This is a genomic window from Spiroplasma endosymbiont of Villa modesta (genome assembly GCF_964030925.1).
Lineage (GTDB): Bacteria > Bacillota_I > Bacilli_A > Mycoplasmatales > VBWQ01 > Spiroplasma_E.
This window is the reverse complement of record NZ_OZ034992.1, coordinates 1,130,589-1,146,632: the sequence shown is the minus strand read 5'-3', so window position 1 is coordinate 1,146,632 and position 16,044 is coordinate 1,130,589. Positions and strand designations below refer to the sequence as shown.

General features: G+C 23.9%; 17 protein-coding genes. 12 read left to right on the top strand and 5 right to left on the bottom strand.

The genetic code is table 4. From position 1 onward, the window contains the following. Nucleotides 1–69 precede the first annotated feature (69 nt). From AAHM89_RS07445 to AAHM89_RS07415, 7 genes are all read left to right on the top strand, one after another. Nucleotides 70–915 carry a TrkA family potassium uptake protein gene (locus AAHM89_RS07445; RefSeq protein WP_342265920.1) on the top strand — a complete coding sequence of 282 codons (846 nt, stop codon included), beginning with the start codon at nt 70–72 and terminating at the stop codon, nt 913–915. A 149-nt stretch (nt 916–1,064) separates the two neighbouring features. Continuing rightward, complete coding sequence (locus AAHM89_RS07440) at nt 1,065–1,415, top strand: hypothetical protein (protein ID WP_342265919.1); 351 nt, start codon at nt 1,065–1,067, stop codon at nt 1,413–1,415. 29 nt (nt 1,416–1,444) lie between these two features. After that, on the top strand, nt 1,445–1,684 hold the full coding sequence (locus AAHM89_RS07435; protein ID WP_342265918.1) for a hypothetical protein: 240 nt from the start codon (nt 1,445–1,447) through the stop codon (nt 1,682–1,684). Between the two features lie 118 nt (nt 1,685–1,802). Beyond that, entirely contained in the window at nt 1,803–2,072 is a 270-nt protein-coding gene (locus tag AAHM89_RS07430) for a hypothetical protein (RefSeq protein ID WP_342265917.1), read from the top strand. A gap of 91 nt (nt 2,073–2,163) precedes the next feature. Next, nucleotides 2,164–2,526, top strand: a complete 363-nt coding sequence (locus AAHM89_RS07425; RefSeq protein ID WP_342265916.1) for a hypothetical protein — start codon at nt 2,164–2,166, stop codon at nt 2,524–2,526. Between the two features lie 200 nt (nt 2,527–2,726). After that, nucleotides 2,727–3,170, top strand: a complete 444-nt coding sequence (locus tag AAHM89_RS07420) for a hypothetical protein (RefSeq protein WP_342265915.1) — start codon at nt 2,727–2,729, stop codon at nt 3,168–3,170. 9 nt (nt 3,171–3,179) lie between these two features. Further along, the gene (locus AAHM89_RS07415) at nt 3,180–3,527 is read left to right on the top strand and encodes a DDE-type integrase/transposase/recombinase (RefSeq protein ID WP_342265914.1); all 348 of its coding nucleotides are present in this window, start codon (nt 3,180–3,182) and stop codon (nt 3,525–3,527) included. 532 nt (nt 3,528–4,059) lie between these two features. On the opposite strand, the gene gatB is transcribed toward AAHM89_RS07415, so the two are convergent. Genes gatB through ligA form a run of 4 tightly spaced genes read right to left on the bottom strand, consistent with a single transcriptional unit; the run spans nt 4,060 to nt 9,276 of the window. Next, a complete protein-coding gene (gene gatB, locus AAHM89_RS07410) occupies nt 4,060–5,499 on the bottom strand; it encodes an Asp-tRNA(Asn)/Glu-tRNA(Gln) amidotransferase subunit GatB (RefSeq protein WP_342265913.1) in 1,440 nt (479 codons plus the stop codon). Then, complete coding sequence (locus tag AAHM89_RS07405; protein WP_342265912.1) at nt 5,492–6,964, bottom strand: amidase family protein; 1,473 nt, start codon at nt 6,962–6,964, stop codon at nt 5,492–5,494. The genes gatB and AAHM89_RS07405 overlap by 8 nt, the downstream gene beginning before the upstream one ends. Then, nucleotides 6,954–7,268 carry an Asp-tRNA(Asn)/Glu-tRNA(Gln) amidotransferase subunit GatC gene (gene gatC / locus AAHM89_RS07400; protein WP_338959780.1) on the bottom strand — a complete coding sequence of 105 codons (315 nt, stop codon included), beginning with the start codon at nt 7,266–7,268 and terminating at the stop codon, nt 6,954–6,956. The genes AAHM89_RS07405 and gatC overlap by 11 nt, the downstream gene beginning before the upstream one ends. Continuing rightward, nucleotides 7,261–9,276, bottom strand: a complete 2,016-nt coding sequence (gene ligA / locus AAHM89_RS07395; protein ID WP_252319186.1) for an NAD-dependent DNA ligase LigA — start codon at nt 9,274–9,276, stop codon at nt 7,261–7,263. The genes gatC and ligA overlap by 8 nt, the downstream gene beginning before the upstream one ends. Nucleotides 9,277–9,621: 345 nt before the next feature. Here ligA and AAHM89_RS07390 point away from each other — a divergent pair, with 345 nt between their 5' ends. Next, entirely contained in the window at nt 9,622–9,858 is a 237-nt protein-coding gene (locus AAHM89_RS07390; RefSeq protein WP_252319187.1) for a hypothetical protein, read from the top strand. A 61-nt stretch (nt 9,859–9,919) separates the two neighbouring features. On the opposite strand, the gene AAHM89_RS07385 is transcribed toward AAHM89_RS07390, so the two are convergent. Beyond that, nucleotides 9,920–10,612 (bottom strand): superoxide dismutase, encoded by a 693-nt coding sequence (locus AAHM89_RS07385; RefSeq protein WP_338959788.1) that lies wholly within the window; start codon nt 10,610–10,612, stop codon nt 9,920–9,922. 185 nt (nt 10,613–10,797) lie between these two features. Here AAHM89_RS07385 and AAHM89_RS07380 point away from each other — a divergent pair, with 185 nt between their 5' ends. The 4 genes from AAHM89_RS07380 to AAHM89_RS07365 all read left to right on the top strand — a co-directional run bounded on the left by AAHM89_RS07380 (nt 10,798) and on the right by AAHM89_RS07365 (nt 15,643). Further along, nucleotides 10,798–11,874: a CPBP family intramembrane glutamic endopeptidase gene (locus AAHM89_RS07380; protein ID WP_174480467.1), complete on the top strand. Its 1,077-nt coding sequence runs from the start codon at nt 10,798–10,800 to the stop codon at nt 11,872–11,874. Between the two features lie 11 nt (nt 11,875–11,885). Further along, entirely contained in the window at nt 11,886–12,815 is a 930-nt protein-coding gene (locus AAHM89_RS07375; RefSeq protein ID WP_342265911.1) for an RluA family pseudouridine synthase, read from the top strand. Between the two features lie 155 nt (nt 12,816–12,970). Continuing rightward, the gene (locus AAHM89_RS07370) at nt 12,971–14,884 is read left to right on the top strand and encodes a hypothetical protein (RefSeq protein ID WP_342265910.1); all 1,914 of its coding nucleotides are present in this window, start codon (nt 12,971–12,973) and stop codon (nt 14,882–14,884) included. A 21-nt stretch (nt 14,885–14,905) separates the two neighbouring features. Continuing rightward, complete coding sequence (locus AAHM89_RS07365; RefSeq protein WP_342265909.1) at nt 14,906–15,643, top strand: Abi family protein; 738 nt, start codon at nt 14,906–14,908, stop codon at nt 15,641–15,643. The last annotated feature ends 401 nt before the right edge of the window (nt 15,644–16,044 follow it).

Here is a 16,044-nt window from a genome sequence, read left to right as displayed (position 1 = left end):
AGAATTAGTTTATAATTTAGTATAATATAACATATTTAAGTAAATATTATTTAAGGAAGAAGGATATAGATGTCTTCATCAGAAAATGATTTTTGTGTCATTGGTTTAGGTAAATTCGGAATTTCAGTTGTTAAAACTTTAGAAGAATTAGGTAAAGTTACATTAGCTATTGATAAAAGAGAAGACCGTTGTCAATTAGTTTCATCAATAGCTTCTGAAACTTTAATTTTAGATTCAACTAATCGTGATGCATTAGATGATGCCGGAATTCACAAAGTGCAAAATATTATTATTGCTATTGGTTCTGATTTAGCAGCTTCAATTGTTACTGCTGTTCATGTTTTAGCAATTCATCGTGAACACAATACATTATCATCACTTAATCTTATTGCGAAAGCTGTTGATAGTACTCACCAACTAATTTTAGAAGCAATTGGTATTACTAATATTATTTTATCTGAAACAGAAGCTGGTAAGAAAGCTGCATATCGTGCTATTTGAAAATTAGGAGTAGATTTAACTACAGTTGATGAAAAGTACTCAATAGCTAATGTAATTGTTAAAAATACTAAGTTTACAAATAAAAAACTAGAAACTTTAAAAATTCCTAGCAATTATAAAATTAACTTAGTTGCAATTAAACGTCATGGTAAAGTTATTATTCCTAGTAGAAATGAAATATTAATGTTAAATGATGAACTATTATTTATTAGTTCTAATGAAAATATTAATTCTGTTTGTAATGATTTTTCAATTGGTGATACTAATAAAGTATTTGAGCCTACTATTATTAAAGCGGTAAAGAAAAAGCGTTCATTTTGAAATTGATTCAGAAGAAATAAGAAAAAGAAAAAAAATAAAAAATTAAAGAAAAAGGAAGTTAAGAAAGAAAAAAACACTAATAAAAAAAATTAATTGTCAATAAAATTGTTTTTTATTTTTAGAAATATTAATGTATTATCATTGTAATAAAATTTATATATTTTAATTTAAATATAAGTTTTTAACCGATTGCTTTATTTTTTAAAGTAAATAGGTTTTTTATTTTTTGAAAGGAAAATATTATGTATACAATGGAAAAAAATAAGAAAGTACTAATTAAAAAAATAGAACAAATTTTTGAAATAATTCAAATTAATCAAAAAAATTTCAGCAAAGAAAGAATACGGAAACATAACCAAAAACCTGAGGTTGGAACTAAAAAATTAAAATATGCTCAAAGGCCTGAAGTGAAAGCAAGAAAACGAGAATATAATCAAAAGTCAGAAGTGAAAGCAAGAAAACGAGAATATTATTACAGATGATGTCAAAAAAATAAAGAAAAAATGAGAGAACATATTCAAATTCCTATAGAGTGAGATGATACTCAAATTTGCAAAAATTCAAAAGACATAAAACAAAATATGCGACAGTAATAGTAAAGCAAAAAGTTGATGATAAGATAATGCTTTCTAACATCGTACCAATGCCAGTAACTCAAAGTAATGAAGAACAAGAAATAGTACACAAGGCAGATATATTTAACGTTAAAGATTTATCTAATGGTATTAATAACATTGAAACTAATATGTTTGAAAGACCAGAGGTACCTAAAACGCCCGAGATTATTGATATTATATTAGATATATCAGAAAATAAGATATTTTCTAATGTCAATGGTAAAGTAATTAGTAATAGTATTTAAAAGGAAAAAATATCAAAAGTATAAGTAAATTCTATTAATATTTAATAATTTACTAAATTAAGGAAAATTTATTTATTTAGTATTTAAAATAATAATTTTATGTAAAGGATGAAGAACAATGGACAATTATATTTATTTTTTTAGTAATAAATGAACACAATATAAAATAAAATGTTTGGATAAAAAAATACCAATTCTAAAAGGGAAATTTGATTCACTTAAAATTATTGAAGATTGAACAAATTCCTTAATCTTAGAATTAAATGATGAAATAAATAATTATTCATATAATTTTCAATTAACTACTTTAAAAGAGGTTTTTTTACCAAAAATACTTGAAGATTTTATTAATTTTAAAAAAAATAAAAGTATTAAATTTATTTATTAATAAACAAATTGAAAAAGATGATTTTTCTAAAAAACATTTAAAGAAAATTTTATTGAAAGTATTAAGATTTAGATCTTATTTTAATAGTAAATTGATAGAAACAGAAAGCGATTTACTAACTTTAAATAGTAAAATAAAACTTTTATGAAAAGAAATTTTTGATAGGGACATAAAATTTTTACAAAAACAACAGCAGAAGTTAAAACAAAAAAATATCTTGATAGAAAATCAAAAGACAAAATTAAAAGAAAATATTAAAGATATTAAAGATAAATTAGAAAAAGAATTAAAAGCTGATTATCAAAATAATAAACTTACTAATTTTAAAGTTCTTTTAGAAATACCAAAAAAAGCAAATTTTAAAATAGCATCTTTAGAAAAACAAATTACTAATTTAGAAATTAAGCAATATGAATTACATGTTCAAATGCAAACATTACAACAAAAAAAATAATGAATTACATGAAAAGATACAACAATTACAACAAAAAAATAATGAATCAAATTTGAATCAAAGAAATATTAATAATCGCCACTTGCCACTTGCCACTTAGCCCTTTTTACTAGACCATTAATTTAAAAAACCTGAATGTATTCTAAAAACAATTGTGTTATATAATTAACACTAATTTTAACCTGAAAGGATTTTTATTAATGGATAAAATTAAACAAATAGCATTAGTAATTAACAAATTAAATATCAAAGAAAAAATTAAAATTATTGATGATTGTAAAAATCAATATTCAATTAGAAACCTATGTCAATATCTTCAATTAAACAGATCAACATATTACTTTTTAAAAAATAAACAAAAACCTATTAAAAAAGAAGAAAATCATATTATTAAATGCAATCATAAATATCAAAAAATATGCCAACTTTTAATCGAATTTCATTCTACAAGAAAAGGCAGAATTTATGGATATTTAAGAATTTTTTCAGCTTTTAAAGAGTGATTAAAACAAGAAAAAAATATCATTTTAAATATAGAATTATCAATAAAACAAATGCGAAAAATTATGAAAGAACACAATATTCAAGGATTAAAACAAACTAAAAATAACTATCCTAAAAACAAAAAAAATCCAAATAAGTAAATACCTACAATGGATAAAGTAAACAAAGATTATAAAAGTACAACCTCTTCAAATCAAATTTGATCAATGGACACTAAACAAATAAATACTAAAGAAGGATGATTATATCTTTTTGTAATTATTGATTTTTATTCAAATAATGTTGTTAGTTATAATATTGCTCCTAATAAATCATATCAGGATTTAATTCTTCCTGCTCTTGAAAAAATCAACAAACAATTTTCTTGAAATCAAGTAAAAAATGTTATTTTACATTCAGATAACGCCAACGAATTTTATTGTCAGGATATCACAAAATGAGCAGAGGATAAACAAATAATTTTAAGCAAAAAAACAACCTTATGATATTGGTGGTAATGTATTATCTGAAAACTGATTTTCTCATTTATCTCAAGAATGACTACCTAAAGGATCAAATCAATATTTATCCATCAATGAAGCTATAAATGATGTAAATCAATATGTTATGTTTTATAATTATGAAAGAATACATTCTAAATTTCTAAAACCACCAATTTTACAAATTAAAATTTAGAATTTTATATCAAAAATGGTCCAGTAATTAAGGGCCAACCACCATCAAACAATAACTATCCAATTAAATAAACCAGAATTGACAAATAAAACATTAGTTAATAATTTAACAATGTCATTACAATTTTTAAGACCAACAAGTAATTTTAATTAAAATTAAGAAAGTTACTTAAAAGAATAAAAATAAATATTTTATTAAAATATTCATTAATTGTTAATAAGACAAATGATGATTTAGTAATTTAAGGAAATTTAATTGAAAATGTAGATTTTAAATAAAATATTAGTATATAAAATTGATAATAAAAATATTCAAAGTATAATATAAAAATTCTTAATTAAAAATTGATTGAAACTAATTATAGTTTTCAATCAATTTTTTTAATATTTCTTTAGAAACTTGTGGATTTGCTTGTCCTTTAGTTAGTTTCATTAATTGACCCATAAAAAATTTCATTGCTTTTTCTGGATTGACTTTATAAATAGTAATCATGTTTTCATTTGCTTTTAAAATTGTGATTAATATTTTTTCTAAATCATTACTATCACTTACTAAAGTAATACCTAATGTTCTAATAAGTTCGGTAGGGCTTTTTTCACTATTAATCATAATTGCATTTAATAACTGTTTACTTTGTTTATCATTAATTTTTTGCTCATAAACTAGACTAACTAATTGTGATAGATTATTAGCAGTAAGTTCGCTGTTTTTAATAGTAGTGTTATTAGTATTACAATAAGCTTGCACAGGACCTACTAAATAATTAAAGGTAGGTAATGCTAAATTATTAATGGCAACTGTTTGTTCAAAAATAGTTAATATTTCTACTTTATCAATTAATAAATTAATATCTTTTGTTGGTAGATTGTATTGTTTTTTTAATCTTTCCATTATTTCTTTAGGCAATTCAGGAAGATTTTTAGCAATCATTTTGATTCATTTTTCGTCTAGTTGAATTGGAAAAATATTTGGTTCAGGAAAATATTTATAATTAATTTTATTTTCTTTGCTACGCATGCTAACGGTTTTATTAGTTTTTTCATCAAATCTTCTAGTTTCAAGATTAATTTTTTGTTTTTTATTTAAAATATTAGTTTGACGATTAATTTCATCATTTATTGCTAAAGTAATATTATGTGTAGAATTTAAGTTTTTAATTTCAACTTTGGTACCTAAAATATCACTACCATGTGGTTTTAACGATATATTAATATCACATCGTAATGAGCCTTCATTCATTTTAGCATCACTAACTTGTAAATGAATTAATAATTGACGTAGAGTATTAATATATGCTACTACTTGTTCACTTGTGTTAAAAATTGGTTTAGTAACAATTTCCAATAAGGGAATTCCCGCTCGATTATAGTCTAATAATGTTTTTTTATTATTATGAATTTGTTTTGCTGTATCTTCTTCAATATGTAAGCGTTCAAAACTAACAATAAATTCTTCATTATTTACAACTATTGGTAATTCACCATTTGTGCCAATTGGATGAAAAAATTGTGTGATTTGATAACCTTTAGGTAAATCGGGATAAAAATAACTTTTTCGATCAAAACGTAAGAGTGGATCAATATTCATTTTTAAAGCAGTACATGTTTGAATTGCCATTATAATAACAGCTTGATTAACTGTTGGTAATGTTCCTGGATATCCGCAATCAATGGCATTAATTTGAGTATTTGGTTTTTGACCAAAAGTATTGGCGGCGTTGGAAAAACATTTAGTTTTAGTTTTTAATTCACAGTGGATTTCAATACCCATTACAACATCATATTTATTATTCATGATCATCACCTAGTAGTTTATTATTAAAATTAATTTTTTTACTTAAAAATGAAGCAATATTCAATATAACTTGATCATTGAAAGGTGCACCATTAATATTAAAACCAATCGGTAAACCATTAACAGTAGTTAACGGAATATTAATGCTTGGTCCACCATTTAAATTAGAAAGTAGTAGTAAGTCTTCTAAATAATCATGCTCACTTTTAATAACTTTTTTTTGTTCTAATACATCTTTAATTTTTGGAGCTGGATTAATATTTGGCATAATAATGAAAGCATCATATTTTTTAAAGATAGTATTTAAATGTTCAACAATTAATCTTCTTACTTTTTTAGCTTTGTTAAATAATTCTTCTTGATGATTTTCAGATAAAGCATATGCACCAATAATGTGTCTGCGTTTTACCATATCACCGAAACCAAATGTTCGTGAATTTGTCATAACTTCTTGATAATTTTTACCATTTTTACGAACACCAAAATTAATACCAGTTAGATTTGCGTGGCAACTAGTTGCTTCAGCAAAAGAAATAATCATATAGACTGGTAATAAAGATTGTAATAATTCTTTATTAAATTCAATTTTTTGAACTTTTGCACCACCATCAGTTAAATGCTTTATTGCTTCATCAAAACTAGATTTAACTATATCATTTCACTGATAATCATTATAATTTAAAATAGCAATATTTTTACCTTCTATATTTTGATTTAAGTTTTGAGTATAATCTTTTTCTTTACTTTGAACACTAGTAAAGTCTTGTTCATCAAATAAAGCAATACTATCCAAGACAATGGCAATATCTTCGACATGATTAGTAAATATACCAACTGTGTCTAAACTTGGAGCATAAGGAAAAACACCATTTCTTGAAATTAAACCATATGTTGGTTTAAAACCAACAATACCACAATAAGCGGCAGGTTTACGTATTGAATCACCAGTATCTGTTCCTAAAGCAAATGGTACAATTCCAGCAGCGACTAAAGCTGCACTGCCACTAGAACTACCACCAGTGATATGTTTTAAATTCCAAGGGTTTAAGACATGACCAGTAGCTGCATATAAACCATCTCCACCCATTCCTAGTTCATCAAGAGCAGTTTTAGCTATATTAATGGCTTTATTATTTGTTAATAACATATTAACAGTACTGTCATAATTAGGAATAAAATTAGCAAGAATTTTTGATGAACCTGTTGTTAAGAAATTAATAGTAGCAATATTATCTTTCATTACAAATGGAATTGCTGTTAATAAATTATCATTAATTTCTTGTTCAGTAATTGATTTTGTTTGTTTAATGGCATTTTGTTCCAGTGAAGTAACAACAGCATTTAATTTTTTGAATTGTTCTAATCGTTTGTATACTAATTTAGTTAATTGATCTGGAGTAAGTATTTTTGTTTTTAATAGTTCATGAAGTTGACGAATTGAAAGTTGGTGGTAATTAATTTTCATGATTAATCACCTGATTAATACTAATGTAATTATTTTCAACTTCTGGAGCAATATTTAAAACAGTTTTAGATGTTAAATGAGTTCCAACATTATCGGAACGTAATAAATTATTAATAATAGGAAATGGGTAATTTAAAGGTTCAATATCATTTGTATTAATATTTGTCACAATTTCCATTTGTTTTTCAATAGCTTTAAATTCTAGTAAAAGATTTTCACATTGTTCTTCGCTTAAATTGAACATAAGTTCGTTAGCAAATTCATGTAGCATTTTTGTTGTCATTTTCTTTTCAATTTTATCCATTTTTTGCTACCTCTTTCAATAAATTTTGTAATTGCTCTTCATTAATAATTTTAACATTAAGTTTGCGTGCTTGTGCTAATTTATTTCCTGGATTTTCTCCAACAATTAAATAAGAAGTATTATTACTAATAGTATTGGTAATTTTAGCACCATAGTTATTTAATAATTGAATGAATTCGTTACGACTTTTAGTTAAAGTTCCTGTTAAGACAAAAGTTTTACCATTCAATACTTGTGATTGGTTTTTTTGTAAATAATTAAAGTTAAGTTTAAAGTTTTGCAAGTTAGTAATTAGTTGTTGATTAGTAGGATTAAGGAAATAATCAATAACACTAGTAGCAATTGTTGGACCAATTTCATTAGTATTAGCTAGATCATCAAAGGTTGCTTCCATTAAGTTATTTAAAGTTAAATATTTTTTTGCAAGAATAATTGCTGTTTTTTGGCCAACATGGCGAATTCCCAAACCGAATAAAAGTCTTTCTAAGGAATTTTGTTTTGATAGAATAATTGAATTAGCAAGATTAGTGAAAGATTTTTCACCAAAACGTGGTAATGATAGTATTTCTTTTCGTAAATTAACTAAATTGTAAATATCACTAATAGTTTTAATTCATTTTAAATCTAAAAAACGTAATAATATTTTTTCATTTAAACCAATAATATCCATAGCATTTCTTGAACAGAAGTGCATTAATGATTTAAGAATTCGTGATGGACAATCACTATTAATGCAAAATTGATCAACTTCTGGCGGAACTTGTTCCAATTTTGTTTTACACACTGGACAATGGATAGCTTTTTTAAAAATAATATTGTTTATTTGACGATTACTAATAATTGGGGCAATTACTTCTGGAATAATATCACCCGCTTTTTTAACACTTACTAAATCATTAATACGTAAATCACGATTAATAATATAATCACCATTATGAAGTGTGGCAAAAGTAACGGTAGTACCAGCAATTATCACTGGTTGTAATCTAGCATTATAGGTTATTTTTCCTGTTCTACCAACAGTTGGAAATATATCTAAAAGCTTAGTAACACTAGTAACAGCAGGAAATTTATAAGCTATTGCTCATTTTGGTGCCTTATTAGTTCTTCCTAACATATCATAACTGGTTAGATCATTAATTTTAATGACAATACCATCAATTTCATATGGTAATGTATTTCTTAACTTTTCATATTTTTGAATATAAGTTCATACTTCTTCAATATTTTTACATAACTGTCATTGTTCATTAATTTTGAAACCATATTTTTGTAAGGTAAATAATGCTTGTTCATGGGTTTTAATATTATCATTAGTAGCATTAATATAATAGTAAAGAAAACCATCTAATTTTCTTGAATTAACAATATTAATATCAAGTTGGCGAATAGTACCGGCTGCAGCATTGCGAGGATTAGCAAAGAGTGGTAAGTTTTGTTGTTGTTGTTTTTCATTAATGCGATTAAATTCTTCTTTACTTAAATATATTTCTCCTCTTACTTCTAATTTAGAATTAATTGGTATTGTTTTTGGTATTGTTTTAATTGTCAAAATATTATTGGTAATGTCTTCACCAGCAATACCATCACCTCTGGTAGCAGCAGTTTTTATTTTTCCTTTTTCATAAGTTATAGAAATTGATAGACCATCAATTTTTAACTCACAAACATATTCAATGTTATTTTCTGATAATGTTTTTTTAATTTGTTGATCAAATTTTAGTAAATCTTCATAGTTAAAGGCATTACCCAAACTTAGCATTGGTTGTTGGTGAAAAATTTTTGTTAAAGAATTAAGTGGTTTATTACCAACAGTTTTAGTTGGAGAATCATTACTATTAAATTGGGGATATTGTTCTTCTAATTTTATTAATCTATGATAGGCGCTATCATAAAGTTCGTCACTAACAGTAGGTTTATCTAAAACATGATATTCATAATTTCATTGTTTAATTTGGTTTCTTAATTGTATTATTTCATTTTTAATATCATTATTTTTGTTACTCATATTACTTTCTCCCCTAATTGGTTTGTTAATAAGACATAATTAATTATAAATGAATTATTACTTTAATTGTAATATTGTTTTATAAAAGTATAATTTAGTAATGTAAATAAAATAAATAAATAATAATATACATTTTTTAAAAAAAATGATTATAATAAAATTAGTATTAAAAAATAATGGCTAATTAAGTATTTAGTTTTTAAACTCCTGTTAAGTTTATTTTGACTTAAAGGTTTTTTTATATATAACTAGACACATTTTTTAATATTAACCTTTGATAAGTTTTAAGTATAGTATTAAAACTAAAAATAATTACTTTAATTTTATATGAGTTAGGAGTAAGTTATGAAAGATACATATGCATCTGTTCGTTTAGCACAAAAGCCAGAAAATGCTTTTGCTTGTCATCGATGTGGTAGGGTTATTTTAATTGCCGAATTTTTAGAAGCAAAAAATATTCAATTGAATTGTAATCGATGTGGTTTTAAAAAGCATGTTGAAAAAATTAAAATAGAAAAAAAAGCAGAAATTGAAAAAACTAGAATTGCTGCTATTTCTTCGAAAAATTCTTCTAAAAAATAATTTAGATTAGATTAATATTAATAATATTATAAAAAAAGAACTCAATTGAGTTCTTTTTTACTTATTTTTTAGTTTTTTCATTTAAATACTCTTGATAATTGTTATTTACTTGTTCTCAATTGATAACTTTTAATAATGCTTGTAAGTATTTCTCTTGTTCGTTTTTATATTGTAGATAATGTGCATGTTCTCATACATCAATAGCGATCAATGGATACATATTCAAGAATCATGGATTGTCTTGATTAAAAGTTTTGTATAGTCTTAATGTACCATTATTGTCAATTACTAATCATGCTCAACCACTTCCAAAAATATCTATGGCAGTTTTTGTTAAAGCAGCTTCAAATTTTTCATAAGATTCAAAGCGATTAATTATTGCTTTACCAATAGCTGATTTTTCATTAAAACCTTTATTTTTCCCCAATAGTGAAAAGAAAAGATTATGATTAATTACTCCCCCACCAAATTGTCGAATGCTACTTTGTAATTTTTTTACATTACAAGTTTCTTTATCCTCACATATATCTTCTAATTTACAATAATTACTTAATAAACGATTTAGTTCCCCTTTAGTTTCAAGATTATAATCAGAAAAAACTTTCGGATGTTTATCCATCACTAATTTTAAAGAAGTTAAATATTTCTTATGAAGTTCTTCATAATGATGTTTCATTGTTTCTTGTGAAATATAAGGTTCTAAAGCATCATAATTATATGGTAAATCGATAATATTAATCTTGTATTTAGGCATTCTTTTCTATCCTCCTTTTCTTTTTAAACTCTTCACATATAAATATTGCATTACATTATAATAAATTAATGTAAAATTACAAGTTTATTATATTACAAGATTTCTCACTATATGTTATACTAAAAATTAATATTAAATACTAATTTTACTAACAAAGGGTGAAAGTTTTCGTGCAGTACTTATACATGTTTAATAAAAAATCTAATCAAATTAATGTTTCTCACAACAATGATATCATACGTAGAATTAATGTAAACCAAACTGATAACATTAATAGTAATAATTTAGAAAAAAATGAACAAAAACAGTCATTTATTGATAAATTTACTTCAAAATCACTTAGTTGTGATGACACCAATAACTTTAATTTCAAAACAGCCAGTTGAACTCTAACAATAATTTATCTTATATCTTTTATTATAATTCCAATTCTTTATAGTTTAATCAAAACTTATGCTGTAAAAGATACTAGTCAAAGTTCATTTCTTAGTCTTTTTATTTTTAGTTTATTGCCAATTTTTGGGTTAGTTGTTTCACTTGGTATTGATTGAGAAACTATGATTAAAAAAGGTGGGTGGGCTGCTTATAGTCATAGTGTATTTGGTTTTATTAGTGTAGTATTTGTTCTTTTATTTTTTATTGCAACAAAAGTTATTAGTGGTAAAGATGATGATGTAACTTCGCTTGCTACTACATTTTTAATTCAACAGTTATTTCAATTATTAGGATCAATTTTAGTATTAATATTTTGTAGATCATTACGTGAGAGAATTATTACTACTTTAAAAGAAGCAAAATTAGATTTAATAACTTGAGTTACCATTTTTGCTGTTATTGGTACTATTTTAAATATTATTTTCAACATAATTCCTAAATTTAGTGAATTTAATATGTTAACAAGTAATAATACTTCAAAAAATCAAGATGTTTTAAACTTATTAATGAATAGTCCATATGGCATTTTTGTTTTAGTTCTTAGTACTATTTTTATTGCTCCAATTAATGAAGAAATATCATATCGTCATGGTACTTTTACCATTGTTCGTTATCGTTGGTTAGCATATGCTGCTTCATTAATTTATTTCCCATCAATGCATGTTATGGATAGTGGTGATTGAAATAATATTATTGGTTATTTAGGATTTAGTATTATATTACCCTTATTATTTATAATGACACGCGGTAATACTACATATACTATTGGTTTACATGCTTTTTCTAATCTAATTGCAACTATTTCTGGTTTTATTAATAAAAATTAAAAGGAGAAATTATGACTACCCTAACAATTACTGCCAATGATGCTGATCAAACTTTAATTAATTATTTAAAAAAAGTATTTAAAACACTACCACTCTCAAAAATTTATCGTTTATTTAGAACAAAAAAAATCAGAGTTAATAATAAAACTACTACTGATTTTAAATATCGCTTACAAGAAAATGATTTAGTAGTCATTTATGAAAGTAATTTAGTTGTTAACTATAAACCAGAAAAAATTACTAAAGAAGCACCAATTGAATTGTTTTATGAAGATGATAATTTTTTAATTGTTAATAAAGATCATAATATTGTTGTCCATCAACCATATGGTTCTTGCTTAGATAACATGGTAAAATATTATTTACAACAAAAATACCCGAAGAAGAAACGTGAGCAAACATTTAATATTAGTCATCAGTATCGTTTAGATAAACTAACTAAGGGTTTAATTATTTATCCAAAAAATAAAATGACACAAAACGCACTTCATAATGCTACCAAAAATGGTCAAATTATTAAAAAATATTTGGCTATTTGTTCTGGCCAATTAACTAAAAATTTAAATATTTCTGGTTATATTACTCATGATGAGTTAACAATGAGAATGAAATTTTCAATTGAACCAAGTGAACAAAGTAAAAGTTGTAGCACCATCTTTACACCAATATTTAATACTAAAGACTTTACTTTAGTTGAGTGTCAATTAGTTACTGGTAGAAAACATCAAATTCGTAGTACTTTACAATTTTTAAATTTACCAATTGTTGGTGACACTAAGTATGGGTCAACAATAGTTACTCCTAATAAAATTGCATTATTTGCTTATTATTTGTCATTTAATGATTTAGAAGAACCATTTACTTATTTGAATGATCAAAATTTTATAATAAAAGATTTAAAAACAGATTTAATTAAACAGATTAAAAAAGAAAAATGATAAAATTAATCTATACTAATATATAGATTACATTTTTATTTTTTTGCTATTTTTTTATTTTTAATAGTGATTAATAATATTGAACTTTTAATTTTGGGTTGTTAACATATTTAAGTAAAAAACAAAATTAGTTTTATTTGTATAGATTGGGTGAAGTAATGACAACTAAAAAAGGTATTTTTAATACAATTGTTGGTGTTATCATGACAATTGTTATCTCTATTTTACAGTTAACTTTTCTTTATGTTACTGGTTTAGCATACGGTGAAAAAATTAATGGTTTAATTCGTGTTATTATTTCTTTTTTGACTTACCTTAGTTTGACAGAAGGAGGACTTGGTTTAATTACCATTTTTTCTTTATATCGTCCTTTACAAAATGATGATTATGAAACCGTCAACGATATTATTAATACGACAAGAAAAAATTATCATCATTCAGGAAGAATATATTTAATTATTCTTGTCAGTGCTGGTTTTATTTTAGGATTAGCTAGTGTTCATTTACCAGAAATTGGTTTAGATATGGAAATTCCTTTTTGACAAGTAGCACTTATTATTATTTCTTTAGGATCACGTGAATTAATCTTTTTTTATTTTAGTGGTGCTTATCAAAATTTAATTCAAGCTGATCAAAAAGGTTATTTAAATCGTTTAATTTTTATTTTTTCAGAGATTATTATGTATATTTTACTAATGACGTTATTAGTTATTAGAAAATCTGATGGTAAACCAATAGATATGTATATTCCTTTTTTTGCTTATTTTGTTTGTGGTGTATTAAAAGCATTTGTTACTTTTATCGTTATTAAAATTGAATATCCATGATTACAACATAAAAAATGAACACAACAAAAAAGGATGCTAAAACAATCATGATGAGTAGCCCTGAATCGTTTACCTGACATGATTATTTCTAACATTGATATTATTTTAATTACTTTATTTTTATCACTGACAACAACATCAATTTACACTATTTATATTATTATTGCCACAACAATGCGCTCAATTGCTTTAATTTTAATTAGTTCTTTTCGCGAAGTTTTTGGATATTGAATTGCCAAAAGTGGACGAATTAGATGAACTGTGTATACTAAATTTGAGTTATATGCTTATATGATTGCTGGTTTTTTATTTATTAATCAATTTATTATTACTCAATATTTAGTGTCTGCTTTAAGTATTACAAATATTAATAATTCTGATGGTAATTTTGATTCTTCAAAAAATCTTTTTATGAATTTATTTTTGTCACAACCATGATTTATTTTACTTTTATCTTTAAAAAATACAATTCAAGTGGCAACCGAACCAGGAAAAGTTATTGTAAATGCTACTGTAAAACACAAAGAAACAATTTGAGGTTCATATATTCAATCAATAATAAATCTTGTTTTAGGTGTTATTTTGGGTTGAATACTATCAAATTTAGGTTGAAAACATCAAAGTTATCAATATTTATCATTAAGTTTATATATGATTCTTTTATCAAGTTGTATTGGTTGAGTTTATCGTTTAATTTCAATCTGAGTTTATGTTTGAAAACATTTGACGTATAATAGTGATTTACGTTTTATTATTCAAAATACTTTAGTGTTAATTATTCCAATTTTAGCAGTAACATTATTTGGATGTCTTTATTTCTTTGATAAATATCCACCAACATATAATTTCACAGATTATAGTTTTGTATTACGAGTTATCGGTTATTCATTATTGTATTCATCAATTTTAATTTTTGGTTTAGCAATGACTATTAATTTTCGTCAGTTTTGATCAATTTTTAATTTTAAGAAATTCTTTACTAATTTATTTTCACGTAAACGTAAGCAAAAAGCATTTATGAATCAAGAAGTACAAGAATTTTTTAAAGATAGTAATAAACCTAAAAATAACTTTACTAATAAAACATTTGATTGAACTGCTACTTATCAAAGTACCAATATGAACGTTGATGACTTTATTGAACAAGAGTTGTTACGAAGAAAAAAAGAAGTAGATATTAAAAGTGAAACAAAAGAATCTGAAAATTCTTCTATTCGCGTTGGTATTTATAAAATTAGAGGTTAGTTTATTTAAGGAGTGAATTACATGTTATTAAATGAAGAATGATTTGTAGAAAATATTGTTGAAGAAAAATATTTAGAATTATTAAAGCGTAATTATCCTCAACATCAACTTAAAGATTTATTATTATTAAACATTGATTTACGTTTATTGTATTTAAAACATATTTTAATGATTGAAAATTCTTTAAAAAATGCTTTATTACATCAACTTTTTAATGATAATGTTCAAAATTTAGATAATGCTACTTTTCTTAATCCAGAACACCTAGCTCAAATGAAAACAGCTTTACGTTTGATTCGTGCTAGTTATAATAAATATAATAGAAGTGGTGTTTTAAAATCACGAACAATACGCAGTTTAATAGAAGTTATGTCATTTGAATGAACAATGAAATTATTACAAACTTTAAATGATAAAAGTATCGCTAAGATTGCTCATTATTTTGGTATCAAAGAATTTAATGATAGTAAAATTTTATTAGAACAGTTAGAGTATATTAAAGATGTTCGTAATTATTTATCACATAATTTTAAAGTATTAGCAATTCAATTTAAGTATAAAGAACGGTTCGCTTATTATGAACAAACTTTAAATGCCAATAATGATCATCATTATTTGCACTTATTAATTACTCGTTTTTCTAGTAAAAACCAATTACTAGTGCCATTTAATGTTGATTATGAAAATTTATTTAATAGTTATGATGTTAAAATTCATGATTGTGTTAAGGAAGATAATCAAAGTATAATTCATACTTAGTATAGAAAAATTATTAAATTTTAGTAGATTTAATTTAATAAGTATATTATAATTATATCAATTAATTACTAGTGTAAAATAAACCATTGTCATTTTTAAATGACAATGGTTTATTTTATTTAGAATTAATGAAACTTGAAGAAAGTAGGAAAAAAATGAAATCAGAGTATAATGAAAAAAAAGATTTAAATATTACAGAATTAAAACGACTTGATTTATTAAAAGAGTTATTTCCCGAAGAAATTATTAGTAAAAAAATCTTTTTCAGATAATGAATCATTTTTATAAAAACTTAGAAGTAAAATATAAAGGTATATCTAATTATTTTGCTCCAACTATTGAAAAAACTGAAAATAGTATATTACTTAATACAATTTTTAATTTAAATAAAATTGAAAATC